The following is a 24,196-nucleotide window of genomic DNA, read 5'->3' as shown; positions in this document are numbered from 1 at the left end:
ACGTGCAGGTGGTGGAGACGGCCGGGACACCGGAGCCGGACTGGGTGTCGAAGATGGCCGACGAGGTGATCGAGGCCGCCGCACGACGCAGTCCCGGCGGGAAGATCGTGTGCGCGTCCGGGCTCAGCCCCTCCGGCCCGATCCACCTCGGGAACCTGCGCGAGGTCATGACCCCGCACCTCGTCGCCGACGAGATCCGCCGCCGCGGCCACGACTGCGATCACCTGATCTCGTGGGACGACTACGACCGTTTCCGCCGCGTGCCCGCCGGCATCGACCCGGCCTGGCAGGAGCACGTCGGCAAGCCGCTCTCGGCGGTGCCGGCCCCGTTCGGCAGCCCGTACGACAGCTGGGCCGACCACTTCAAGGCGCCGATGATCGCCGCGCTCGAGGAGCTCGGCGTCCCGTACCGGGGCATCAGCCAGACCGAGATGTACACCGGCGGCGCCTACCGCGACCAGGTGCTGCTCGCGATGCGCGACCGGCAGAAGATCGACGGCATCCTCGGCCGCTTCCGCACGAAGAAGAAGGACGCGCCGGACGTCGACTCCGATGATGGCGAGGACGTCGTCACCAGCGCCGAGTACTTCCCGTTCAAGCCCTACTGCGGCGACTGCGGGCGCGACGACACGACCATCACGGCGTACGACGACGACACCACCGAGATGACCTACACGTGCGCGTGCGGGGCCGGCGAGACGGTGCTGCTGCGCGAGTTCACGCGCGGCAAGCTCGTGTGGAAGGTCGACTGGCCGATGCGCTGGGCCTACGAGGGCGTGCACTTCGAGCCGTCCGGCGTCGACCACTCCTCGCCCGGGTCGTCGTTCCAGGTCGGCGGGCTGATCGTGGACGAGGTCTTCGGCGGCGAGCAGCCGATCGGCCCGATGTACGCGTTCGTCGGGATCAGCGGCCAGGCGAAGATGTCGAGCTCGCGCGGTTCCGTCCCGACGCCCGGTGACGCCCTGGAGATCCTCGAGGTCCCCGTGCTGCGCTGGCAGTTCGCGCGCCGCCGGCCCAACCAGGCCATCAAGGTCGCGTTCGACCAGGAGATCCACCGTCTCTACGACGAGTGGGACGCCCTCGAGCGCAAGGTCGCCGCGGGCACGGCGGGCGGCATCGAGACCACCGGCCACGTGCGCGCGGTGAGCACCGCCGAGCGCGAGCTGCCCCGGACCCCGGAGCCGGTCGCGTACCGGACGCTGGCGTCGGTCGTCGACATCACCGCGGGCGACCCGGCCCAGCTCGAGCGCATCCTCGCCGGGGTCGGCGCCACGCTCGACGGCGCTCGTCCGCGTCTCGACCGGGCCACGCGGTGGGTCGAGACCTACATGCCCGACGACGCCCACACCCGACTGCGCGACGAGCCCGACACCGCCCTGCTGGGCTCGCTCGACGAGCAGGACCGCGAGGCCGTCGCGATGCTGCGCGACCACCTGACCGACGACTGGTCGCTCGACGGCCTCACGTCGCTGGTCTACGGCGTGCCCAAGAAGCAGGCCGGCCTGCCGCTCGACGTCAAGCCGACCGACGAGCTCAAGGCCGCCCAGCGCCGCTTCTTCGTGGTCGTCTACCAGCTCCTGGTCGGCGCGGACACCGGCCCGCGCCTGCCCACGCTGCTCCTCGCCGCCGGCCCCGAGCGCGTGCGCCACCTCCTCGGCGGCGAGAACAGCTAGCGCAGGAAGCTGCCCAGCACGCCGCCGACGCCGTTCTGGCCGGCCTGCCCGCCGCCGCCCTGGCCCCCGACACCGCCGACGCCGCTGTTGAGCGGCACCTCCTCGGACGGCTGCACGATGACGAAGCCGTGGCCGGAGAAGCCCATGGTGAACGCCTCGCCCGTGGTGCGGCCGATGAGCGTGCCGAGCCCGAGCTGGTCGGCGCGGTGCACACCGGTCTGCAGGCCCGCCGACCACGCGACGGCGGCCTGGGGGTCGGCGTAGGTCGGCTGGTCGACGTTGAGGACGACCGGCGTGCCCTTGCAGGTGATCGCCAGCCGGCCGCGGCCCGAGAAGACGCAGTTGAACAGGCCCGCGCCGGACATCGAGGCCGCGCCGTTCACCATCTGGATGTCGTAGGACAGCGTCGGCTCGAAGGCGAGCACGTTCTTCCCGTTGATCGACAGCGCGTCGTGCGGGCCCTCGAGGTCGATGAGGTGCACGTCGGAGGCGGCGTCGGCGAGGAAGACGTCACCCCGCCCCGCCACCGTCATCAGCGGCACGCCCTCGCCCGTGAACTGCTGCTTGAGGAACTGGCCGATGCCGCCCGAGCCCTTGGCCTCGAACCGCACGTCGCCCTGGAAGGCGACCATCGACCCCTGGCGGGCCAGGCACTCGCCGTTGAGCTCGATCTTGAGCATCTTCGAGTTCTGCAGGCGCAGGCCCGGCTGCGCGGACTCCTGCTCCTGGTTCTCCGGGGCGAAGAGGTTGCTGCGCATGCCCCGGAGTGTGTCAGCGGGGCGAGGCGAAGACGACGACGTTGTCGACGTACGAGCGGGTCTGCGGGTCGAACGGCCCGCCGCAGGTGACGAGGCGCAGCGTGGGGCCGGCGGTCGGGCCGTAGACCCGGTCGGTGGGGAACGCGTTCTTGCCGAACCGCTCCACGGAGTCGACCGCGAAGTGCGCGACGGTGCCGTCGCTGCGCGGGACGTCGATGGTGTCGCCGGGGCGCAGGTCGCGCAGCCGCGAGAAGACGCCCGGTCCCTGCCACGAGTCGACGTGCCCCACGACGACGGCCGGCCCGGTCGCGCCGGGCACCGACCCCTCGCTGAACCAGCCGACCTCCTGCGGGCCGGCCGGCACCTGGAGCGCGCCGCCCCGGCGCTCCAGCCCGAGGTCGGTGAGGTGATCGGCCGCGACGCCCGCCGCGGGGACCGACAGCCCGGTCGGGCGCAGGGCGGAGTGCGGCGAGGCGGGCAGGCCGACGACGGGCATCGGGCCGGCGGCCGGGGCGAGGGTCGGCGCGGACGCGCCGGCGAGGCCGCCGTAGCCCGCCGGCACGCCGCCGTTCGGGGTCCGGCGCGTCGGGGCGCTCCCGGACGACGGCGCCGTGGGGGACCGCGTCGCCGTCGGGGCGGGTCCGGTGGTGGCCGGCGGGTTCGCGGAGGCCGACGAGGAGGGGGTCGACGACGGCGCCGGGCTCGCCGTGGTGGTCGGGTCGGCCGACGCGGGCGCGGGCGGGGCGCCGTCCGGGACGGCGGTGACCGCGAGCGCGCCCTGCGGGTCGCGGGTGACGATCACGGAGTTCACCGAGGAGCTGCCGACCGGCAGCGTCACCTGGGTCGACTGCCCCGAGCTGGTGGTGACGTCCATGGTCCAGGTGCGCGCGTCCACCGTGGCGTAGTCCGAGGAGGCGCCGTAGAAGATGTCGTCGGCGATCGGGCCGCCGCCCTGCGCGGTCACGTCCACCGCGCCCACCCCGGCGGCCGCGGACACCACGCGCACGAGCGCCGAGCCGGGCGGCGGCGCGGTGGTCCGGTCGCTGAGGAGCTCCGCCTGCGGCGTGCCGTTCGGGCCGACGTCGACGAACGCCGCGGTCTGCGCCGATCCCGCGGTGACGGCGACGCTCGCGGACAGCGCGGGCGGGGTGGACGCCGCGGCGCCGGCGGGGCGCGCCTGCAGCGTGTAGACCCCGGGCGCGGCCGGCAGGTAGTCGGTCAGCCCGCGGTACGACACGCTCGAGGCGACCTTGGTGAGCGGCAGCCCGGGCCCCTCGGCGTACATGTCGACCGCACCGGTCGAGGGCGACAGGTGGGCGACGCGCAGCAGTCCCTGGTCGGTGGGCGCCGACGGCGACGACTGCGACGAGGGCTCGACGGCCAGTGACACCACGCCGGCCTGCGCGAGCACGCCGGTCCCGCCGATCGCGAGCGCCGTCGTGGTGAGCGCGAGCGCGGCCGTGCCCGCCCGGCGTCCCACCACCTGCCCGACCAACCGCCCCATTCGTGGCCCCATCCGCCGTCTCCTGCTGCTCGCCGTGCCCGATCCCCTGCCCCGACGCCCCAGTATTCGGCCGAATGGGCGAGCGGGTTCGCATGATCAGGACGACGTCCGTCACAACGAGCGGCACCGCGCGAGGATGCGACGGGGAGGGCACGATCAGCGCATGCCCGACCCCGTGTCCCTCCCGCTCGACGGCGTCCTGGTCGTGGCCTGCGAACAGGCCGTGGCCGCCCCGCTCGCGACGCGCCACCTCGCGGACCTCGGCGCCCGCGTCATCAAGATCGAGCGCCCGGGCCGGGGCGACTTCGCGCGCGACTACGACACCGTCGTCGGCGGGCTGTCGAGCCACTTCGTCTGGCTCAACCGCGGCAAGGAGAGCGTGACCCTCGACCTCAAGGACCCGGACGCGATCGCCGACCTGCGGCGCATCCTCGCGCGCGCCGACGTCTTCGTGCAGAACTTCGCGCCGGGGGCGGCCGAGCGCCTGGGCCTCGGTGCCGACGAGCTGCGCCGCGAGTTCCCGCGGCTCGTGCACTGCAGCATCTCCGGGTACGGCTCGGCGGGCCCGTACCGCGACGCCAAGGCCTACGACCTGCTGATCCAGGCCGAGGCGGGCCTGGTCACCATGACCGGGACGCCGGAGCACCCCGCGAAGGCCGGCATCCCCGCGGCCGACATCGGCGCCGGGATGTACGCGTTCTCCGGGATCCTCGCCGCGCTCTACGAGCGGGAGCGCACGGGGGAGGGGACCGCGCTCGAGGTCAGCCTCTTCGACGCGCTCAGCGAGTGGATGGGCTTCCCCCTGACCTACGCCGCCGGGGCCGGGCACGCCCCGCAGCGCGCGGGTACGTCCCACCCCGCGATCGCGCCGTACGGGACGTTCACCGCGGGCGACGGCACCGAGGTCGTCCTCGCGATCCAGAACGAACGCGAGTGGGCGCGCTTCTGCGCCGAGGTCCTGGGCGACGAGGCGGTGGCGACCGACGAGCGCTTCGCCACCGGCTCGGCACGCGTGGAGCACCGCGGCGACCTGCACGCGGTGATCGACGCGGTGCTCGGCGGCCTGGACGGCGAGGAGGTCGTCGCCCGCCTCGTGGGCGCCGGCATCGCGCACGCCCGCCGGCGCGACCTCGTCGGCGACGAGGGCGTGCTGACCCACCCGCAGCACCTCGCCCGCGACCGCTGGCGCACCGTGGGCTCCCCGGCCGGCGCGGTGCCCGCGCTCGTCCCGCCGATCGGGCTGGCGGACCGGCCGCTGCGCATGGGCGACATCCCCGACGTCGGCGAGCACACCGACGCCGTCCTTTCCGAGTTCCGGAAGACCTGACGCCGGCCGCTTGTCCTCACCGGCCCGCTGCGCTTCCCTGCCGGACCATGGCCGAGCAGAGCACGGCGCCCTCGCGGCGGAGCATCTTCACCGCGAGCTTCGTCGGCACGTCGATCGAGTGGTACGACTACTACATCTTCGGCACCGCCGCGGCGCTGGTGTTCGGCAGCCTGTTCTTCCCCCAGTTCTCCTCGGTGGCGGGGACGCTGGCGGCGTTCGGCACGTTCGCGGTCGGTTTCATCGCCCGCCCGCTGGGCGCGGCGGTGATCGGCCACTACGGCGACCGCCTCGGCCGCAAGGCCATGCTCGTGCTGACGCTGCTGCTCACCGGTGGGGCGACGGCGCTCATCGGCCTGCTGCCGACCTACGCCGCGATCGGCATCGGCGCCCCGCTGCTGCTCGTGCTGCTGCGCCTGCTGCAGGGCTTCGGCGTCGGCGGGGAGTGGGGCGGCGCCGTGCTCATCGCCACCGAGCACGCCACGAGCAGGCGCCGCGCGGTCTACGGCAGCTTCGCGCAGTTCGGCGTGCCGATCGGCGTGCTGACCTCCAACCTCGCCTTCCTCGCCGTCGCGGGCCTGCCCGACGAGGCGTTCCGCTCCTGGGGCTGGCGCATCCCGTTCCTGCTGTCGGTCGTGCTCGTGGTGGTCGGCTTCGTCGTGCGCAGCCGCCTGCAGGACGCGCCGGAGTTCGAGCGGGTGAAGCAGAGCAGGGAGACCAGCACGGTGCCGGTCGCCGAGCTCGTCCGGCGGCACCCGCGGACCCTCGTGCTCGCGAGCCTGGCCTCGATCGCGCCGCCGGCGATCGGCTACACGGTGATCGTCTACATGCTCAGCTACGGCACGACGGTGCTCGACTACGAGCGCACCACGCTACTGACGCTGATCATGTTGTCGACGGTGGTGTGGGTCGCGACGATCGTCGGGGCGGCCGTGCTCTCCGACCGCTACGGCTCGCGCCCGGTGTACGTGATCGGCGCGCTCACCGCGGTGATCTGGCCGCTGCCGATGTTCGCGCTGGTCAACACGGGGTCGGCGGCGCTGGCGGGGCTCGCGTTCGCGGTGGCCGCCGTCGTCCAGGGCATCATGGCCGGCGCCCAGGGCGGGCTGTTCAGCGAGATCTTCCCGGTGCGCGTGCGCTACAGCGGGATCTCCATCGCCTACCAGATCGGGGGCATGGTGGGCGGCGCCGTCACCCCCATCGTCGCCACGGCGCTGTTCGGCGCGACCGGCTCGTCCACCCCGATCGCGCTCTACGTCGCCGCCCTCTCGCTGCTGACGCTCCTGGCGGTGTTCGGCCTGCGCGAGGGCTCCGCCCGGACGCAGGAACAGGGCGAGCATCAGCGGAATTGATGCCGGTCATTCCCGATCGCTGTTTCTCCGCCCGCTGACGCCATTCCTACGATCGGTTCCGTGCGGATCGCGGTGTCACGGCTCGACGAGTTCCCCCCGGGGGAACGTCGCATCGTCGAGAACGGCCGGCGCTCGATTGGCGTGTTCCGGGTCGGTGACCGCTTCTACGCGGTGAACAACCACTGCCCCCACCAGGGCGGGCCGCTCTGCCTGGGGCGCACGGTGCCGTGGGTCAGCTCGACCACCCCCGGCGACTACCGGGTGGACGGCGACGACGCCCTCGTCGCGTGCCCGTGGCACGGCTGGGAGTACGACCTCGCCACCGGCCAGTCGTTCCTGGGCCCGGGGGAGCCGCCGGTCCGCACCTACGGGGTCAGCGTCGGGGCGCGCGACAGCACCCGGGAGCCGGGGCCGTACGTCGTCGAGACGTACCCGGTGCACGTGGAGGACGCCTGGGTCGTGGTGGACACCGCGACCCGTGGGGAGGGTTCGGCATGACGGTCACCCAGCAGGCCACCCAGCAGGCCACTCAACAGGCCACCGAGCAGCCCGGACGCGCGCGCACCGCGCGGACGCTGGTCGACGCCGACATCCACCCCACCGCCCTGGCCCCGCACATCGCGGCGCGGCTCGCGCCCGGGCACCGGCGGCGCTGGGAGATGTTCGGCAGCCGCGTGCTGGCGCCGCCGGAGATCTACCCGCGGGTGCGCAACGCCGGGTTCCGCGCCGACGCGTGGCCGCCCGGCGGCTTTCCCGGCAGCGACCTCGGGATGGTCCGGGACCAGCTGCTCGACGAGTTCGACGTCGACCACGGCGTCCTCATCCCGCTGCAGGGCCACAGCTGGGGCATGGAGGCGCCGGAGTACGCGGCCGCGCTGTGCGGCGCGCTGAACACCTGGCTGCGCGAGGAGTGGCTCGACCCCGAGCCGCGGCTGCGCAGCTCGATCGCCGTCCCGCACGAGGCCCCGGACCTGGCCGCCGCCGAGATCCGGCGCCACGCCGACGACCCCGGGTTCGTGCAGGTGCTGCTCTCGACCGGCGCGGAGCTCTCCCTCGGGCGGCGGAACTACTGGCCGATCTACGCGGCGGCCGCCGAGGCCGGGCGCCCGATCGCGGCGCACACCGGCGGGCTCGCGCAGCACCGGTCCGCGGGCTGGCCCTCGTTCTACCTCGAGGAGCACGTCTGGAACGGCAACACCATGGCCTCGCTGCTGACGAGCTTCCTGCTCGAGGGCGTGTTCGAGGAGTTCCCGTCCCTGCAGCTCGTGCTCGTCGAGGGCGGCATCGCCTGGGCGGGGCCGCTGCTCTGGGCGCTCGACCAGGCGTGGGCGCGGCTGCGCGAGGACGTCCCGCACCTGCGCCGCCCGCCGTCGGAGATCGTGCGCGAGCACGTCTGGTTCACCACGCAGCCGATCGAGGAGCCCGAGGACCCGGCCCACCTCGAGATCGCGCTGCGCCACCTCGACATGGACGACCGCATCCTGTTCGCGTCCGACTACCCGCACTGGGACTTCGACTCGCCCAGGCACGCGCCCCGGGCGTTCCCGTCCGCGATCCGCGACACCGTGATGGGCGCCAACGCCTGCCGCCTCTACGGCCTGCCGGCGCGGGAGTCGCGGTGAGCGCGCCGACGCTGACCTCGGCGGTCGACTGCGACGTCCACGTCGCCCCGGCGCACCTCGACGTGCTCACCGGCTACCTCGACGGCTACTGGCGCAACTACGTCGCCGACGGCGGGATCACGCTGTCGCCGACCCAGGCCGGCGCCTATCCGCCGACCGCGCCGACCAGCGCGACCCCGGAGGCGCGCGCCGCGGGCCTGCTCCCGGCGGCGGGCACCGTCGACGCCCTGCGCGACGCGCTGCTCGACCCCGCCGGCCTGCGGACGGCCGTGCTGAGCTGCACGAGCGCGTTCCCGGTCAACCGCAACCCGTACTACGAGGCGGCCCTGACACGGGCCGTCAACGACTGGCTGCTCGAGCACTGGCTGGCCCACGACGCCCGCCTGCGCGCGAGCATCGTCGTGCCGACCCTGGACACGCGGGCCGCCGTCGCGGAGATCGAGCGGGTCGGGGCGCACCCCGGCGTCGTCCAGGTCCTGCTGCCCGTGCGCACCGACGCGCCGTGGGGCAACGTCCGCCACCGCCCCGTGCTGGAGGCGGCCGCGGAGCACGGGCTGGTCGTCGGCCTGCACGCGTGGGGCCGCGCCGGGCACGCGGGCACCCCGTCCGGGCTGACCCACACCTACCTCGAGGACTACCTCACCAACTCCCAGGTGGCCGCCCAGGCCCAGCTCACCAGCCTCGTCGCCGAGGGTGCGTTCGCCGCCGTCCCGGACCTGCGCGTGACGTTCCTGGAGTGCGGCTTCTCGTGGCTGCCGGCGCTGCTGTGGCGCTTCGACAAGGACTGGAAGGGCGTCTGGCGCGAGGTCCCGTGGGTCGCCGGCCGCCCATCGGAGATCGTGCGCGAGCAGGTGCGGTTCACGACGGCCCCCGCGGCGCTCCCGCCGGACCGCGACCGGATCCGCGAGGTGCTCGAGCTGCTCGGCGGCACCGGCCCGCTGCTGTGGGCCAGCGACCACCCGCACGACCACGGTCCCGGCGGGCAGTGGCTGCTCGACGCGCTCACCGACGACGAGCGGACGGCGGTGACGCGCGACAACGCCGTCGCCTGGTACCGGCTGTGAGCCTGCCGGGCTTCGTCGCGCGCGACGTCGACACCGAGCCGGGTGTGCGGATCCGGGTGCACGTCGCGGGGTCGGGCCCGCCGGTGCTGCTGCTGCACGGCTGGCCGCAGACCTCGGCGATGTGGCACGCGATCGCCCCGGATCTCGCGCGCGACCACACCGTCGTCGCCGCGGACCTGCGCGGCTACGGCGAGAGCACCGCCCCGGCCGGCGCGGGGTTCGACAAGCGCGCGATGGCCCGCGACCAGCTCGCGGTGATGGCGGCGCTGGGGCACGAGCGCTTCGCGGTCGTCGGCCACGACCGCGGCGCCCGTTGCGCCTACCGCCTCGCCCTGGACCACCCCGACGCCGTCACCGCGCTCGGGGTCCTCGACGTCCTGCCCACCGGGGACGTGTTCGCCGCCGTCGACGCGGCGTTCGCGCTCTCGGCCTGGCACTGGTTCTTCCTCGCCCAGCCCGGCGGCGTCCCGGAGCGGATGATCCTCGCCGACCCCGATGCCTTCTTCGCCCGCTACGTGCCCGATCCCGCGCCGCACCGCGAGGCGTGGCGCCGTCCCGAGGTCGTCGCGGCCATGTGCGCCGACTACCGCGCCGGCGCGACCATCGATGCCGCCGACGACGACGCCGACCGCGACCGCCGCCGGATCGCGTGCCCGACCCTGGTGCTCTGGGGCGCGTCGGGACCGCTCGGGCGGGCCCCCGACGTGCTCGGGACCTGGCGTCGCTGGGCCCCGACGGCGACGGGCCGGGCGCTCGCGTGCGGCCACCACCCGGCCGAGGAGAGGCCCGCGGAGACACTGGAGGCGGTCCGGGAGCTTCTCGCCTGCTGAGACAGGCCGTTGACGCGGCAGGCCGTCCCACCAGCAGAATCGGGCATGAGCCGCTCACGGGCGTCGCTGGCGAACCTCGACCTCAACCTCGTGGTCTTCCTCCGGGAGCTGCTCCGCGAACGCAACGTCACCCGGGCCGCGGAGCGGATCGGGGTCACGCAGCCCGCCGCCAGCGCGGCACTGCTGCGCCTGCGCCGCCACTTCTCCGACGAGCTGCTGGTGCGCAACGGCGCGCAGTTCGTGCTCTCCCCGCTGGCCGAGCAGCTCGCCGGGCAGGTCGAGCCGGTCTGCGAGGGCCTGGAGGCCCTGTTCGTCACCACCGGCGACTTCCGCGCCGACGACTCCCGCCGGGAGTTCACGCTGCTCATGCCCGACTACGTCGTCACCGCGCTCGGGGAGACGCTGTCGCGCACGATGTTCGCGGCGGCGCCGAGCACGCGCCTGCACGTCAAGCTGGTCAACGAGGCGCTGCCGACCGACCCGCTCGACACGCTGCGGGTGATCGACGGGATCCTGTCCGCCCCGACGCAGGCGCTGCGCACGGCGGGCATCCGCGACGCCGAGCTCTTCCGCGACCGGTGGGTGTGCGTGCTCGACCGCGACAACCCCGCGGCCGAGGGGCTCGGCCTGCGCGACCTCGAGGCGCTGCCCTGGGTCGTGCCGCACCACCCCGACGGCGGCTATCCGGCGAGCTACCCGCTGACGCCGCTGTTGGCGCGGCTCTCGCGGCGCCCCCACGTGGCGGTGCGCGTCGACAGCTACCGGGCCACGCCCTACTTCGTCGCCGGCACCGACCGGGTCGCGGTGATGCAGCGCCGGCTCGCCGTCACGTTCGCCGACCGCCCCGACCTGCGGATCGTGCCGTGCCCGGGCGACCCGCCCGAGATCGTCGAGTGCCTGTGGTGGCACCAGCGCCTCGACGACGACCCGGCGCACCGGTGGCTGCGCGGCGTGATCCGCCAGGCGGCCCGGCAGGCCCCCGAGATCCGCCTCGCCGATCACGGTGCGATCACGGCGACAAGCCATACACCCCGATGATGACGTCAATTCGAACTACTGATTGGCCGCCGACGCGGAATCGTTCGTAGTGTGATTTTCCGCGCAGCCACCGCTCCGGCGAATTGACGAGGAGGCTCGGGTGACGACGACGTTCCCGATCAGTTCGACGCCGGGGATGTCCCGCCGTCGATTCCTGCACCGCGCCGGGCTCGCCGCGACGGTCGGGGCCGCCGCGGTCGTCGTCCCCGCCTGTTCGTCGGGGGCGGGCGGGGGCGGCGACCGGGTGACGTTCCTGAACGTCCTGCCCCTGGAGACGCTGTCGTTCACCCCGGAGCTCGTCGCGTCGGCCGGCGGGCACTTCGCCCGCGAGGGCCTCGACGTCCAGTTCCAGACCACCCGGGGCTCGGCGCAGGCGATCCAGACGCTCATCGCGGGCAGCGCGCTCGTCTCCCGCATCGGCGACATCGAGACCATGATCGCCGTCGGGACGCGCAACGCGCCGCTGGTGAACGTCAGCACGATGCTGCAGCAGGTCACGGTGCGGATGGTGTCCGCGGCGAGCGCGCCCATCCGCACCCCGGCCGACTTCGCGGGCAAGACGATCGGGCTGCCCTCGGAGGGCGGCACCAGCGAGACCACCCTCGACCTCGTGCTCGCCCGCGGCGGCGTCGACCCCGCGACCGTGCAGCGCCAGGTCGTCGGCGTCGCCCCCGGCGTGTTCGACCTGGTGGCCCAGGGCCGGATCGCGGCCTACATCGCCTCGCTGGACACCTCCGAGCAGCTGCGCCGCCAGCGCCCGGACGCCGTCGTGTTCAACCCCGCCGACGTCATCGCCAGCGGCGCCCAGGTCTACGCGACCTCTCGGCCCCAGCTCGACGACCCGCGGGGCCGCGACCTCATGACGCGCTACCTGCGCGCGATCCGGTCGTCGGTGAACACCGTGCTCGCCGACCCCACCGGCGACCAGACGCTCGCGACGATCCGCAGCCGGTTCGACTTCCCGATCCTGCAGGACACGGAGCTGGCGAAGGCGAGCCTCGCCGCCTACACCGCGAACTGGCAGGCGGCCGGGCCGCAGAACGTCATGCGCACCGATCCGGCGCGCTGGCAGGCGGGCTACGCCGAGCTGAGCTCCGCCGGGATCATGCCCGGCGGCCTGCAGCCCGACCCCTGGTTCACCAACGAGCTGCTCGGGAGCTGAGCCGCATGACCGATCACCTCCTGGCCGAGCCCACCACCCCGCCGGACGTCGTCACCCCCGAGCTCGAGCTGGCCGGCGTCGACAAGGTCTACAGCTCGCGGCGCGGGAGCACCGAGGCGCTGCGCGGCATCGACCTGCGGGTCGCCGCCGGCGAGTTCGTCGCGCTCGTCGGACGGTCCGGGTGCGGGAAGACGACGCTGCTGCGGATCCTCGCGGGGCTGCTCCCGCCGACCGGCGGGGACGTGCGCGCCGGCGGGCGCCCGGTGTGGCGCGGCGGGCGGCGCGACGAGGAGACCGTGAGCCGCTTCGGGCTCGTCTTCCAGGAGCCGAACCTCTTCCCGTGGTTCACGATCGAGGACAACGTCGCGCTGCCGCTCAAGCTGCGCGGCACCGACCGGGCGACGCGCCGGGCCAGGGCGCACGAGCTGTGCGAGCTCGTCGGGCTCGGCGGCTTCGAGAAGTCGCTGCCGCGCGAGCTCTCCGGGGGCATGCGCCAGCGCGCGGCGATCGCCCGGGCCCTGAGCTGCGACCCCAGCGTGCTGCTGATGGACGAGCCGTTCGGCGCCCTCGACGCGCTGACCCGCGATCGCATGAACCTGGAGCTGCAGAGCATCGCGTCGAGCACCGGCGCCACCGTCGTGTTCGTGACGCACTCGATCCCCGAGGCGGTCTTCCTCGCCGACCGGGTCGTGCTGCTCTCGCCGCGGCCCGGCCGCATCCACTCGGTGACCGACGTCGACCTCGCCCGCCCGCGCGAGCTGGAGATCGACGTGGAGCCCGCGTTCCGGGAGACGGTGCGGGCGCTGCGGGCAGGCCTGGACGAGGAGGACACGAAGCGCAGCGGAGCTGGACCATGGGAGGAGGACTGATGGAACAACGCGGCAATCTCGCGAAGTGGCTGCCGTGGGTCTCGGCCCCGGTCCTGCTGATCCTGCTGGTGATCGTGTGGTCGCTGGTCGTCTCGGTGTTCGGGGTCTCGGAGTTCGTGCTCCCGGCGCCCTCGGCGGTGGCGGCGTCGCTGGGCGAGCTGGTGGTCGACCCGGCGACCTGGGGTCACGTGCAGGTGACCGTCACCGAGGTGCTGTCCGGCTTCGCCATCGCGCTCGTGCTGGGCGTGCTCGGCGGGGTGGTGCTCGGGCGGATCGCGTGGCTCGAGGTGGCGATGCGCCCGGCGCTGGTGGCCTTCCAGGTGGTGCCCAAGGTCGCGCTCATCCCGATCTTCGTGATCTGGTTCGGGTTCGGCCTCACCTCCAAGGTGATCATGGCCGCGATCCTGGCGTTCTTCCCGATCCTGCTGAACGTGCTGCTCGGCGTGCGCTCGGTCGACCGCGGGCACCGCGACGTCATGCGCGGCCTCGGCGCCAGCCGGTGGTCGACGTTCCGCAACCTGGAGCTGCCGAGCACGCTGCCCTACGTCTTCGCGGGCATGGAGGTCGCGATCGTCTTCTCGGTGATCGGCGCGATCGTGGGGGAGTACCTCGGCGGCAACGAGGGCCTCGGGTTCCTCGTCGTCTCGAGCCTCAACGCGCTCGACGCCCCCGCGCTGTTCGCCGTCATCGTGCTGCTCGCCGCGGTCGGCTCCGTGCTGTTCTTCGCGGTCAACCTGGCCAAGCGCCTGGTCATCCCGTGGCACGAGTCGGTGAGCGAGAAGGAGTTCGCGTGACTCAGGCGGCCTTGCGCGCGAGGTAGCCGACGACGGGGAGCTCGGCGCGCAGCGGCAGGCCGTCGCGGACGTGCTGCTCGGCGATGCCCACCGCGGCGTCGTGGAACGCCTGCTCACCCACGGCGCGGATCGCCTCGTAGGCGGGCCCGGTGGAGGCGAGCGCCCGGGCGTAGCCCCGCGGGTCGGGAGCCTCCCAGGCGAGCCGGAGGTCGACGCGGCGGACGTCGGCGAACCCGTGGGAGGCGAGCAGCTCCTCGCCGGCGCCCGGGCGACCCAGCGACACCATCGCCGCCTGGTGGGCGACGGCCGGCTCGTCGGCGAGGCGGAAGGGCGCGAGCATCCACGCGCCGGGCGACATCTTGAGGTGGCCCCACACGGTCAGTCCGACCCGGCCGCCGGGCGCGAGCACGCGGTGCACCTCGGCGAGCGCCTCGGGCGTGGTGCCCCAGATGCCGCGGAAGCTGGTGACGACGTCCTGGCTGCCGTCGGCCCAGGGCAGCGCGTGCATGTCGCCCACCTGGACGTCGGCGTCCGGGTTGCGGTCGCGGGCGACGGCGACGAGCCGGGCGGAGGCGTCGATGCCGGCGCAGGTCGCGCCGCGCAGGGCGGCCAGCTCGAGCGCGAGCCCGGAGCCGCAGGCGATGTCGAGGAGCCGGTCGCCGGCGTCGACGTGCAGGTGGTGGTGCATCGCGACGTACTCGCGGCAGTTGCTGGGCTCCGAGAGCGTCGCGAAGTCGGCGGCCCGGCGGCCCCACCCCTCGTCGACGACGGTCCAGTCGTGTGTGGTCAGGGCCATGACCAGCAGTGTCGGGGCTCTACGTGCCGGAGCGGTAGAGCTGCGCCACCTGGGCGGGGGTGAGCGCGCTGGTCAGGACGGCGGCGTCGTACAGGCTGCCGCTCCAGGCGGTGGTCGTCGGAGAGGACGCCCAGCCGGTGAGGCTGCCCTCGCCGACACGCCACCAGCCGGTGCGGGTGGTGCCGCCCTGGGCCGTGGTGGTCGCCGGGTCGGCGGCGACCTGGGCGCCGTCGACGTAGAGCACCATGCCCGCGGGCGAGAGCGTGGCGACGGCGAGGTGCCACGCGTCGTCGTTGTAGGAGCCCGGGCTGGTGACCGTCTTGTAGGCGTTGGGGTAGACGCCGAAGACGAGCTGGCCGGAGTTGGTCATGTACAGGTGCCGGTCGAAGCCGCCGAGGTCGGACAGCAGGCCCGGTGTCCGCGAGCTGGACCACCCGAGGAGCCTGCCGCCGGTGGTGGTGCCCGTCCGGAACCAGAGGACCAGCGAGAACACGGTGGTGCTCGCGCTCGCGGTGGTGTTGGTCGTGACGATCGAGGAGGGAGCGAGGAGCGTCGGGGCCAGGGTCACCGCGCGTCCCGGGTCCCGCGGGCACGGCTTGCTCGTGGCCGGGTTGAAGATGCCGGTGTACGTGCCGGTCGCGCCGCCGGTCAGCGAGCGGGCAGTGGCGCCGTTGGTGACGGTCGCGTCGTCGAGGGGCCAGGCGATGTAGTTGGTGCCGAAGCCCGCGGTGGCGCCGAGGCACGTGAAGTACGGATTCGCGGTCGTCGTGTTCGCCGTGTTGGCCACCCGCGCCGTGAAGGCCGCGAAGGTCGGGTCGGGCAGGACCGTCAGCACGAGGGCCAGCGTCATCCCGAGGAACGTCGTGCCCCCGCCACGGCCCCGGTCGGGAGCGGGGTCGGACGGGCCGGGGTCGGTGTCGGGGTCGAGCGGCGGGGGCGGGCCGCGGTCGGCCGGCCCGGACTCCTCGACCAGCGGGTGGCGCCGGGCCGCGACCAGGCCGTAAATCATCGGCAGCAGCCAGAACGCCGTCATCACGATCCAGAGCCACCACGGCATGTGGACGCCGCTGGTCAGCACGTTGCCGTTCGCCTGCGGGGGCCGGGGCATGGTGAGCAGGCCGACCTGGCCGCTGACCAGGTCGAGCTCGCCCCCGGTGTCGGCGGTGATCCGCGTCGGCAGCACCCCGGTCGACACCAGGGTGAGGTGCGCGCCGCCCGCGTCGGCGTGGCTCGCGAGCGTCGTCGTCCCGACGAAGGGCTTGAGGACGAGGCTCGTGGCGGCGAGCAGGAGCGACAGCCCCAGCACGCGCGTCGGCACCGCCCACAGCCACGGCAGCCACCGCCGTGTCGCCCACCACAGCAGGACGATCCCGGCGATGAGCGCCGGCAGGGCCCGCACGAGCCAGCCGAGCCCGGGCAGGACGAGCACGACGCGGCCGGTGAGGTCCGGCGCGTGCAGGACCCACGGGTCGACCCCGCCGTTGATGTCGCCGCGGGTCTTGATGCCCGTGCCGCGCGGGCCCGGTTCGACCGCGACGACGCGGTGGGTCACCGACCGCGCACGCTCGGTCGACGGCGGCTGGAACGTGAGGATGTCGCCGATGGCCGGGCTCGGGTCCGGTCGCGTCAGCACCACCGAGCCGACGGGCGCGGCGGTGCCCATCGACGGGGTGGAGATGATCTGCCAGCGCCCCCCGGTCGCGTGCCAGGCCAGCGCCGCCGCGAACACGGCGAGCACCGCGGCGGCGACGATGACCCCCGGCACGAGCGAGGACGGTCGCCGGGCCGGAGCCTGCGGGGGGAGCGGCAGCGGGAGGGGAGCGGTCACCGCGTCGGGGTCGACATCGAGCCCGTCGGTGCCGGGGTCGCGTGCACCCACAGCCTGCTCTCGGTCGGGTCGGACTCGCTCAGCTCGTGAGCGTCCAGGTGATCGGCTGCGAGGCGGACAGTCCCTGGTAGGTGTTGCCGGCCGTGCTGTCGAGATAGACGGTGAACGTCAGCGGGACCGCCGTGCCGCCGTTGGCGGGCGGGATGAGCCCGACGGGCAGGGTGACGGTCTTGTTGGCCAGGGTCGAGGCGACCGTGTCGGCCTGGACCTCCGTGGTGCCCGACGTGACCTTGACGTGCAGCTTGCTTCAGAAGTCGGTCGCGGTGCCGGCGGTCGCGCCGGCCGCGGGGGCGGGCTGGGTGCAGGCGCCGAAGGCCATCGTGAACGACGTCGCCGGGAGCGTGCCGGTGTTCCGGAAGCTCACCGTGGTGACGACGTTGTTGGTGGTCCCGGTGGCGTTCGAGGGCACCAACGTAGTGCTGCCGCCGTACTTGTTGAACGTCGCGCAGGTGGACGTGTTCGTGCTGACGCCGCCGCCGTCGGTGCTGTTGCACGGGGCGCCCGTGGCGCCGGACTCCTGCAGGATGAGCGAGCCCGCGGCGGCGGTGTCGTTGGTGTTGGTGATCGTCGCGACGAACGCCGAGAAGGTGTTCGTCATGGCCAGCGACATCATCAGCGCGCCGACCAGGCCGGCCGCGATGATCAACCGGACGAACCGGCGCTGCTGGGGGACGCGTTGTCCCGAGGCATCAGAACCACCTTCCGAGCGACGACGAGTGCTGCTCGGCGGGCGCATCCCACCGCGCGTTCTGGCCAACGGACGCACGGACCTATGTCTTGACCCGAAAAGCCCAACGAGTGACGGTGCGTTCGGCGTGTCGCTCGTCGACGCGCCTGTCAGGCCCCCGCGGGTGTGATCACGAGAGGTGGTCGGGGCCTGTCGGGCGGCCGGATTAGGCGGGAGCCCGGCCTGAGCTGGGTCTTTCTTCGCGGTGGCGCGTGGCCGGCGATGCTCTCTTTCGGCGTGGCCGGTCAGAAGGGTGGCGGGTCGTTGGGGTCGTGGAGGACGGGCGGCGGGGTGCTCGCGGTCGTGGTGTCGCGGGGGCCGCCGAATTTGGCGGCGAAGCGTCGGCGCCAGTCGTCGAGGTACTCGCCGTCGGTGTCGGCCCAGCCGTCGTCGGGGAGTGGTCGCGGGCGCTGCGCCGGGCTGGGTGTCGGGAGTGGTCGCAGGATGCGTGGTGGCCGGGTGGTGTGGGTGATCCCGGCGCGGGTGCGGATGACGAACCAGCCGGGTAGGGGTTGGCGCACGTGCCAGCCGGCGTGATGTTTGGCGCGGTGGTCGTGGCTGCACCAGGCGCCGAGGTTCCAGGTCACGGTCGGCCCGCTGTGGGCGTGGTCGCGGGTGTGGTCGATCTCGGCGCGGTGCGCGGCGCGGCGGCACCACGGGACGATGCAGTGCCGGTCGCGGGCGCGGGTCCAGCGCTCGGCCTCGGCACCGGGCCGCCGACGCAACCAGTCGGCGGGCCCGGAGTCGGCGTCGGGGGGTAGCCCGAGCCGCCCGGTGTGCTGGAGGTCGGTGAGCCGGGCGTGGAGCTCGGCGAGTAGCCCGGCCCATCCGGGGTGATCGTCCGGGTCGAGAGCGGCGAGGATCGTCGTCGGAACGTGGAGTTCGACGATCGCCCCGGTCCGGGTCGCGCCCGGTGCCCGCCCCCGCACCCGAGTCTGGTTGCGGGGGCGGGTTGGTCGGCTGCGGGCGAGCAGGACGTGCTGGAGGTGCCCGTCGTCGTCGACGAGCACGACCCGCCACTCCCCGCGGTGGCGTTCGGTGATCAGGTCGCGGGCCACGGGGGCGGTGACCGCCCCGAAACCCGGGACGGTGGCGGGGTGCTGGTCGAGCCCCAACGCGGTGGTCAGCCGGAGGCGGATCTCGACGGTGCCGTGGCGCACCCGCCCAGCCCGCGGCTCCACCGGCTCGGGCTCGACCACCGGCTCCGACAGGTTGGGTAGTCCGTTGAGGTCGAGGACACCCTGCGCGGCGGGTGAGCCCGGCGCGGGCAGCGCGAGGTCGAGGTCGTGGCGGCTGCCCGGCTCGTCCTCGCCGGAGCCGGGGTCCTCGCCGGAGCTCTCGCCGGAGCTGGGCCCGCGGTCGCCCGAGCCGTCGCCGGGCGCGCCGCCACCCGGCCCGCTGTCCGGGCCACCGTCGTCCGGCCCCTCGTCTGGCCCGTCGTCTGGCCCGTCGTCTGGCCCGTCGTCTGGCCCGTCGTCTGGCCCGTCGTCTGGCTCGTCGTCTGGCTCGTCGTCTGGCTCGTCGTCCGGCCCGTAGGGGCTGTCGTCTGGGCCATCGCTTCCGTCGCCGTTGGGCCCGTCGTCGGGGTCGGGACCGTTCGCGGCGTGGTACTCGGCGGCGAGCAGCGCGATGAGTTCGGCGTCGGTCATGCCGGCGGTGGACCCGTCGAGCAGCCGGGTTCCGACATGCAAGCGCAGCTGGTTGATCGGGGTCAGCACCCCCGCCGCGTGCAGCTGGGCGGCCAGGGCCTCGACCCGCGCCATCGACGCGATGCCGTCCGCCGCCGGCGCGTCGAGCAGCGACAACGTCGCCGTCCCGGCTGGGTTCGACACCAACCCCACCCGCCCGCGGGCCTCGGCGCGCTGGCGGCGCCGCTCGGCCCACTCCGGGTCGAGCGCCAGCGCGACCTCACCGACCCGCTCGCGCAGCGCCATCACCGGCAGCTCGGCGGCCTCGTCGAGGACCTCGGCCACCGCCAGCCGGGCGTGGTCGGCGGACAGATCGGCCACACACTCACTGATCGCGCGCACCTTGGACTCGTCCAACACGCCGCGCCACAGCGCCGCGCCCAGCGCCGGCAACCGGCAGAACAGATCCTCGGCCAGCGCCAGCCGACGGGCCGCCATGGTGCGTGAGCAGCCCAGCACTCCGGCGACCTCGTCGCCGGAGAACTCGTCCGAGCTCGGCAACCGCCGCGGGCGCCCGTCGGCGTCCTCCACCGCCAGCCCGAGCTCCCGCAACCCGGCCAGGAGCTGGGCCTCCGCGCGGTTGTGCACCGCGAACCGCGCCCGCACATAAGCGGCCAGCTCCGGGCCGTCCAACCCGGCCGGGTCGATGGTGTCGAGCAGCGCGTGCAGATCAGCATCCGGCGCACGACCCGACAGCCGGGCCGCCAGCCCAGGCCGCTGATCCTGCTCGACGCTCACGGGAAGAACGCTAGAACCGACCCCCGACAGTGCCGCCCTAGAAAGCGCAGGTCACCGCCAGGGTGCAGGTCACGGATTGGTAACGATAGAGGAGAGGTGGCCCCTGCCGCGCGAGCGCGTGGCGTTACGGACACTCAACGTCTGCAGCGCCACGCCGCTGACACTCCGCGCGCCCCGGGGGCCCGACACCGAGCGGGTGGCATCACGGACGCTCAACGTCTGCGGTGGCCCCCCGCTGACACCGCGGGCGGTCAGGCCCCCGCGGGCGTGATCGCGACGGCGAGCGAGAGGTCGTCGGAGCGGGCCGCGGCGTCGCCGTTCACCGCCCCCTCGGTCATCGACACCGCGAGGACCTCCTCGGCGATCGTGCCCGCGTGCGCCCGCACGGCGTCCGCGACGTCGGCGCGCTCGGCGGCCCAGGTGAGCGCGATCCGGTCGGACACCTCGAGGCCGCGCGTCTTGCGGGCCTCCTGCACGACGCGCACGACGTCGCGGGCGAGCCCGGCGGCGCGCAGCTCGTCGGTGAGCTCGGTGTCGAGGCCGACCGACAGCCCGCCCTCCGAGCGGACCGCCCAGCCCTCGCGCGGCGTCTCCTCGACGAGGATCTCGTCGCCGGAGAGCGCGATCTCCTCGCCCTCGACGACCACGGTCAGCGTCCCGTCGACCGGCGCCGCCGTGGACGTCTTCACCGCCTCCGCGACCACGGGGGTCTGCTTGGCGAAGCGCTTGCCCAGCGCGCGGAAGTTCGGCTTCACGGTGACCTCGACGAGGTCCGAGCCGGCGGCCTCGACGCGCCCGACGTTGAGCTCCTCGGCGATCTCGGCGAGCAGGTCGTCGTCGAGCGAGGAGAACCCCGGCGCGGCCACCACCGCGCGCGACAGCGGCTGGCGCGTGCGCACCCCGCTGGCCGCCCGCGTCGACCGGCCCAGCTCGACGATCCGCTGCACGAGCGCCATCCGCTCCGCCAGGCCCGGGTCGATCGCGGCCTCGTCGAGGACGGGCCAGTCGGCGAGGTGCACCGAGTCCGGCGCGGCCTCCACCACGTCGCCCTGCAGCAGCGTCCAGAGGTAGTCGGTGGCGAACGGCGTGAACGGGGCCATGAGCCGCGAGAGCGTCTCGACGCAGTGGTGCAGCGTCGCCAGGGCCGCGGGCTCGCCCGCCCAGAAGCGGCGGCGCGAGCGGCGCACGTACCAGTTCGACAGCTCGTCGACGAACCCCGAGATCGCCCGCCCCGCGCTCGAGGAGTCGAAGTCGTCGAGCGCGCGCGTGACCTCGCGGACGCACGTGGCCAGCTCGCCGAGCACCCAGCGGTCCATCGGGTGGTCACTGGCAACCGGTCCGCCAGAGGGCGTCCAGTCCGCCGCATTCGCGTACGTGACGAGGAACGACGCCGTGTTCCAGTACGTCAGCAGGATCTTGCGGACGATCTCGCGCAGCGCCTCGTGGCCGACGCGGCGGTCGACCCACGGGGAGCCCTGGGCGAGCATCAGCCAGCGGACGGCGTCGGCCCCGTGCGAGTCGAAGAGCTCGAACGGGTCGAGCACGTTGCCCAGGTGCTTCGACATCTTGCGGCCCTGCTCGTCGAGCAGCAGGCCCAGGCACACGACGTTCTCGTAGGACGACCTGTCGAACACCAGCGTGCCCACGGCCATCAGCGAGTAGAACCAGCCGCGGGTCTGGTCGATCGCCTCGCAGATGTACTGCGCGGGGTAGGCCGCCTCGAAGTCGGCCTCGTGGTGGTGCGGCGCGCCCCACTGGGCGAACGGCATCGCGCCCGAGTCGTACCAGACGTCGATGACGTCGGTGACCCGCCGCATCGTGCCCGTGCCGGACGGCGCCGGGAACGTGACGTCGTCGACGTAGGGGCGGTGCGGGTCGAGCTGGGCGAGGTCCTCGCCGGCCCAGCTCGAGAGCTCCGCCAGCGACCCGACGCACACCATCTCCGACGGGTCGGCGTCGTTGCGCCAGATCGGCAGCGGCGTGCCCCAGTACCGGTTGCGCGAGAGCGCCCAGTCGACGTTGTTCTCGAGCCACCCGCCGTAGCGGCCGTGCTTGATGTGCGGCGGGTACCAGTTCGTCCGCTCGTTCTCCTCGACCAGCCGGTCGCGGATCTCGGTGGTGCGGATGAACCACGAGGGCAGCGCGTAGTAGATCAGCGGCGTGTGGCAGCGCCAGCAGTGCGGATAGGAGTGCTCGTAGGACTCGGAGCGCCACAGCACGCCCCGGGCGCGCAGCTCCTCGACCAGCGTCGGGTCGGCGCCCTTGAAGAACATCCCGCCGATGAGCGGGACGTCGGCGTAGAAGTGCCCGTCCGGCCCGATCGGGTTGACCATCTCGAGGCCCTCGGCCTTGGCGACCAGGTGGTCCTCGGCGCCGAACGCCGGCGCCATGTGCACCAGGCCGGTGCCGGCGTCGGTGGTGACGTGGTCGCCGTGGACGACGCGGTGCGCGTCGCCGAAGCGGTCGTCGGCGATCAGGTCGAGTGGCCGGCGGTAGTGGCTGCCGAGCAGGTCGGCGCCGGTGAGGCGGTCCGTCACGCGTGCCTCGGAGCCGAGCACCGACAGCAGGTCCTCGGCGACGACGAGGTCCTCACCGTCGGCGGTGGTCGCGCGCACGTAGACGATGTCGCGGGCCACGGCGACGGCGGTGTTCGACGGCAGCGTCCAGGGCGTCGTCGTCCAGATCAGCAGGTCGGCGCCGGCCCACGGACCGTCGGTGAGCGGGAAGCGGACGTAGACCGACGGGTCGACGTCGTCCTCGTACCCGAGCGCGACCTCGTGGTCGGACAGCGGCGTCTCGTCGCGCGGGCAGTAGGGCGTGACGCGGTGGTCCTCGACGAGCAGGCCGTCGTCGAAGATCTTCTTGAGCGACCACCAGACGCTCTCGACGTAGCGCGGGGCCATGGTCAGGTACGCCTCGTCGAGGTCGACCCAGTAGCCCATGCGCTCGGTCATCGCGGCGAAGGCCGAGACGTTGCGCAGCGCGGACTCCTTGCACGCCGCGTTGAACTCGGCGATGCCGTAGGTCTCGATGTCCGCCTTGCCGGTGAAGCCGAGCTCCTTCTCGACGGCGAGCTCGACGGGCAGGCCGTGGCAGTCCCAGCCGGCGCGGCGCGGGACGTGGTAGCCGCGCATCGTCTTGAACCGGGGGAAGAGGTCCTTGAACGCGCGGGCCTCGACGTGGTGGGTGCCCGGCTGGCCGTTGGCCGTCGGCGGGCCCTCGTAGAAGATCCACGGCTCGCCGTCCGCGGTGCGCTCGAGGGTGCGACGGAACACGTCGCGGTCGGCCCAGCGGGCCAGGACCTCGCGCTCGATCGCGGGCAGGTCCACGCTCGCGGGGAGAGGGGCGAACGCGGGCTTGCCCGCGGAACCGGGGGACGGCGAAGAGCTCACGTCACGATCTTCCTGGTGGTGCGGCGGCCGAACTCACCCAGGTTACCGGTGCGCACGTGGCGGTCCTGACCTGCGGCCCCGGGTCGCTCCGGGGGGTGTCGAATCGCCGCGCGGGCATGTCCTAGACTTGTCGTCGTCATCGGGCAGGACGCGCTGCGTCACGCTCGGTGATCGCCATGGGGTATGGTGTAATTGGCAACACGGCTGATTCTGGTTCAGTTGTTCTAGGTTCGAGTCCTGGTACCCCAGCTGCGAGCGGTGGCAGAGCGTGATCTAGAGTCTCCACCGTTCTCCTAGGGCCCCGTCGTCTAGCGGCCTAGGACGCCGCCCTCTCAAGGCGGTAGCGGGGGTTCGAATCCCCTCGGGGCTACATCACGAACGCGGCGTACCGGTTTCCGGTGCGCCGCGTTCGTCGTTCCGGGCCGGGTCGCCCCCGAGGGCGCCGAGCACCGTCCGCACGTGGAGCTCCGTGCGGGCGTCGATCTCGTCGTCGATGCCCGTCGCGGCCAGGGTGGGCGCGCCGGCCGGGAGGTCGGCGACCTCGTGGAGCAGCGCCAGGAAGATCCGCCGTCCCCACGTCGGATCCGCAGCGGTGATCATCCCGGCGTCGTGCAGCCGGGCGAAGACGAGGTCGAGACCGGCGAGCACGTCCGGCGTCACCGCGGCGGGCAGCGAGGCGGCGAACCGGTGGCCCAGCTTGAGGTCGAACACCGTCTCCGTGAGGCGCCGCAGCGCCACCAGGGGCGGCGCCGACTCCACCCGCGTCTCCGCCAGCGCGCTCACGTAGCGCTCGTTGAGCCGGGCGGCCAGGGCGTCGATCAGCGCGCCGCGGGACGAGAACCGCCGGTGGAGCGTGGCGCGCGCGACCCCGGCGGCGTCCGCGATCCGCTCGAGGGGCGCGGCGGCGTCGTCGGCCAGCACGTCCTCCGCGGCCTCGAGGATCCGTGCCGTGCTCCGTTCGGCGTCCGCCCTCATCC

At 73.7% G+C, this 24,196-nt stretch carries 19 protein-coding genes and 2 tRNA genes; 13 read left to right on the top strand and 8 right to left on the bottom strand.

What is annotated here, in order from left to right:
- Positions 1-2 precede the first annotated feature (2 nt).
- Positions 3-1,673 carry a lysine--tRNA ligase gene (lysS, locus tag WCD58_RS06265; RefSeq protein WP_337700596.1) on the top strand — a complete coding sequence of 557 codons (1,671 nt, stop codon included), beginning with the start codon at positions 3-5 and terminating at the stop codon, positions 1,671-1,673.
- Here the strand turns inward: lysS and WCD58_RS06260 are convergent.
- Complete coding sequence (locus WCD58_RS06260) at positions 1,670-2,431, bottom strand: AIM24 family protein (RefSeq protein WP_337700594.1); 762 nt, start codon at positions 2,429-2,431, stop codon at positions 1,670-1,672. The genes lysS and WCD58_RS06260 overlap by 4 nt on opposite strands.
- Positions 2,432-2,444: 13 nt before the next feature.
- Positions 2,445-3,947 (bottom strand): class F sortase, encoded by a 1,503-nt coding sequence (locus tag WCD58_RS06255; RefSeq protein ID WP_337700592.1) that lies wholly within the window; start codon positions 3,945-3,947, stop codon positions 2,445-2,447.
- Between the two features lie 151 nt (positions 3,948-4,098).
- Between WCD58_RS06255 and WCD58_RS06250 the strand changes: the two genes are divergently transcribed.
- From WCD58_RS06250 to WCD58_RS06205, 10 genes are all read left to right on the top strand, one after another.
- The gene (locus tag WCD58_RS06250; protein WP_337700590.1) at positions 4,099-5,262 is read left to right on the top strand and encodes a CaiB/BaiF CoA transferase family protein; all 1,164 of its coding nucleotides are present in this window, start codon (positions 4,099-4,101) and stop codon (positions 5,260-5,262) included.
- Between the two features lie 47 nt (positions 5,263-5,309).
- Positions 5,310-6,611 carry an MFS transporter gene (locus WCD58_RS06245; protein WP_337700588.1) on the top strand — a complete coding sequence of 434 codons (1,302 nt, stop codon included), beginning with the start codon at positions 5,310-5,312 and terminating at the stop codon, positions 6,609-6,611.
- A 60-nt stretch (positions 6,612-6,671) separates the two neighbouring features.
- A complete protein-coding gene (locus tag WCD58_RS06240; RefSeq protein ID WP_337700586.1) occupies positions 6,672-7,109 on the top strand; it encodes a Rieske (2Fe-2S) protein in 438 nt (145 codons plus the stop codon).
- On the top strand, positions 7,106-8,233 hold the full coding sequence (locus WCD58_RS06235; protein WP_337700584.1) for an amidohydrolase family protein: 1,128 nt from the start codon (positions 7,106-7,108) through the stop codon (positions 8,231-8,233). Before WCD58_RS06240 ends, WCD58_RS06235 begins: the two co-directional genes overlap by 4 nt.
- Complete coding sequence (locus WCD58_RS06230; protein WP_337700582.1) at positions 8,230-9,297, top strand: amidohydrolase family protein; 1,068 nt, start codon at positions 8,230-8,232, stop codon at positions 9,295-9,297. Before WCD58_RS06235 ends, WCD58_RS06230 begins: the two co-directional genes overlap by 4 nt.
- The gene (locus WCD58_RS06225) at positions 9,294-10,127 is read left to right on the top strand and encodes an alpha/beta fold hydrolase (RefSeq protein WP_337700580.1); all 834 of its coding nucleotides are present in this window, start codon (positions 9,294-9,296) and stop codon (positions 10,125-10,127) included. The genes WCD58_RS06230 and WCD58_RS06225 overlap by 4 nt, the downstream gene beginning before the upstream one ends.
- A 45-nt stretch (positions 10,128-10,172) precedes the next feature.
- A complete protein-coding gene (locus WCD58_RS06220) occupies positions 10,173-11,165 on the top strand; it encodes a LysR family transcriptional regulator (RefSeq protein ID WP_337700578.1) in 993 nt (330 codons plus the stop codon).
- 100 nt (positions 11,166-11,265) lie between these two features.
- Entirely contained in the window at positions 11,266-12,327 is a 1,062-nt protein-coding gene (locus WCD58_RS06215) for an ABC transporter substrate-binding protein (protein ID WP_337700576.1), read from the top strand.
- A gap of 5 nt (positions 12,328-12,332) precedes the next feature.
- The gene (locus tag WCD58_RS06210; protein ID WP_337700574.1) at positions 12,333-13,196 is read left to right on the top strand and encodes an ABC transporter ATP-binding protein; all 864 of its coding nucleotides are present in this window, start codon (positions 12,333-12,335) and stop codon (positions 13,194-13,196) included.
- Complete coding sequence (locus WCD58_RS06205) at positions 13,196-13,990, top strand: ABC transporter permease (protein WP_337700572.1); 795 nt, start codon at positions 13,196-13,198, stop codon at positions 13,988-13,990. The genes WCD58_RS06210 and WCD58_RS06205 overlap by 1 nt, the downstream gene beginning before the upstream one ends.
- Before the next feature lies 1 nt (position 13,991).
- On the opposite strand, the gene WCD58_RS06200 is transcribed toward WCD58_RS06205, so the two are convergent.
- The 5 genes from WCD58_RS06200 to ileS all read right to left on the bottom strand — a co-directional run bounded on the left by WCD58_RS06200 (position 13,992) and on the right by ileS (position 23,219).
- A complete protein-coding gene (locus WCD58_RS06200; protein WP_337700570.1) occupies positions 13,992-14,786 on the bottom strand; it encodes a class I SAM-dependent methyltransferase in 795 nt (264 codons plus the stop codon).
- A gap of 19 nt (positions 14,787-14,805) precedes the next feature.
- Positions 14,806-16,665: a LamG-like jellyroll fold domain-containing protein gene (locus tag WCD58_RS06195; RefSeq protein ID WP_337700568.1), complete on the bottom strand. Its 1,860-nt coding sequence runs from the start codon at positions 16,663-16,665 to the stop codon at positions 14,806-14,808.
- Between the two features lie 256 nt (positions 16,666-16,921).
- Positions 16,922-17,320, bottom strand: coding sequence for a hypothetical protein (locus tag WCD58_RS06190; protein WP_337700566.1), 399 nt, complete (start codon positions 17,318-17,320; stop codon positions 16,922-16,924).
- 326 nt (positions 17,321-17,646) lie between these two features.
- Positions 17,647-19,827 carry an HNH endonuclease signature motif containing protein gene (locus WCD58_RS06185; RefSeq protein ID WP_337700564.1) on the bottom strand — a complete coding sequence of 727 codons (2,181 nt, stop codon included), beginning with the start codon at positions 19,825-19,827 and terminating at the stop codon, positions 17,647-17,649.
- 251 nt (positions 19,828-20,078) lie between these two features.
- Complete coding sequence (gene ileS / locus WCD58_RS06180; protein WP_337700562.1) at positions 20,079-23,219, bottom strand: isoleucine--tRNA ligase; 3,141 nt, start codon at positions 23,217-23,219, stop codon at positions 20,079-20,081.
- Positions 23,220-23,396: 177 nt separating this feature from the next.
- Here ileS and WCD58_RS06175 point away from each other — a divergent pair.
- Positions 23,397-23,468: transfer RNA gene (locus tag WCD58_RS06175), tRNA-Gln, on the top strand.
- Positions 23,469-23,516: 48 nt separating this feature from the next.
- Positions 23,517-23,589, top strand: a tRNA-Glu gene (locus tag WCD58_RS06170).
- Between the two features lie 2 nt (positions 23,590-23,591).
- Here the strand turns inward: WCD58_RS06170 and WCD58_RS06165 are convergent.
- Complete coding sequence (locus tag WCD58_RS06165; protein ID WP_337700560.1) at positions 23,592-24,194, bottom strand: TetR/AcrR family transcriptional regulator; 603 nt, start codon at positions 24,192-24,194, stop codon at positions 23,592-23,594.
- Between the last annotated feature and the right edge of the window lie 2 nt (positions 24,195-24,196).

Source organism: Actinomycetospora flava, from assembly GCF_037400335.1.
GTDB lineage: Bacteria > Actinomycetota > Actinomycetes > Mycobacteriales > Pseudonocardiaceae > Actinomycetospora > Actinomycetospora flava.
The sequence above is the reverse complement of the archived record's forward strand: the minus strand, read 5'-3'. Positions and strand labels throughout refer to the sequence as shown.

What these genes read in the sequence shown, in the direction of transcription:
- WCD58_RS06235 (WP_337700584.1), top strand. Translation starts at nt 7,106, where the DNA reads ATGACGGTCACCCAGCAGGCCACCCAGCAGGCCACTCAACAGGCCACC.
- WCD58_RS06250 (WP_337700590.1), top strand. Translation starts at nt 4,099, where the DNA reads ATGCCCGACCCCGTGTCCCTCCCGCTCGACGGCGTCCTGGTCGTGGCC.
- WCD58_RS06245 (WP_337700588.1), top strand. Translation starts at nt 5,310, where the DNA reads ATGGCCGAGCAGAGCACGGCGCCCTCGCGGCGGAGCATCTTCACCGCG.
- WCD58_RS06260 (WP_337700594.1), bottom strand. Translation starts at nt 2,431, where the DNA reads ATGCGCAGCAACCTCTTCGCCCCGGAGAACCAGGAGCAGGAGTCCGCG.
- WCD58_RS06165 (WP_337700560.1), bottom strand. Translation starts at nt 24,194, where the DNA reads ATGAGGGCGGACGCCGAACGGAGCACGGCACGGATCCTCGAGGCCGCG.
- WCD58_RS06220 (WP_337700578.1), top strand. Translation starts at nt 10,173, where the DNA reads ATGAGCCGCTCACGGGCGTCGCTGGCGAACCTCGACCTCAACCTCGTG.
- WCD58_RS06255 (WP_337700592.1), bottom strand. Translation starts at nt 3,947, where the DNA reads ATGGGGCCACGAATGGGGCGGTTGGTCGGGCAGGTGGTGGGACGCCGG.
- WCD58_RS06200 (WP_337700570.1), bottom strand. Translation starts at nt 14,786, where the DNA reads ATGGCCCTGACCACACACGACTGGACCGTCGTCGACGAGGGGTGGGGC.
- WCD58_RS06205 (WP_337700572.1), top strand. Translation starts at nt 13,196, where the DNA reads ATGGAACAACGCGGCAATCTCGCGAAGTGGCTGCCGTGGGTCTCGGCC.
- WCD58_RS06210 (WP_337700574.1), top strand. Translation starts at nt 12,333, where the DNA reads ATGACCGATCACCTCCTGGCCGAGCCCACCACCCCGCCGGACGTCGTC.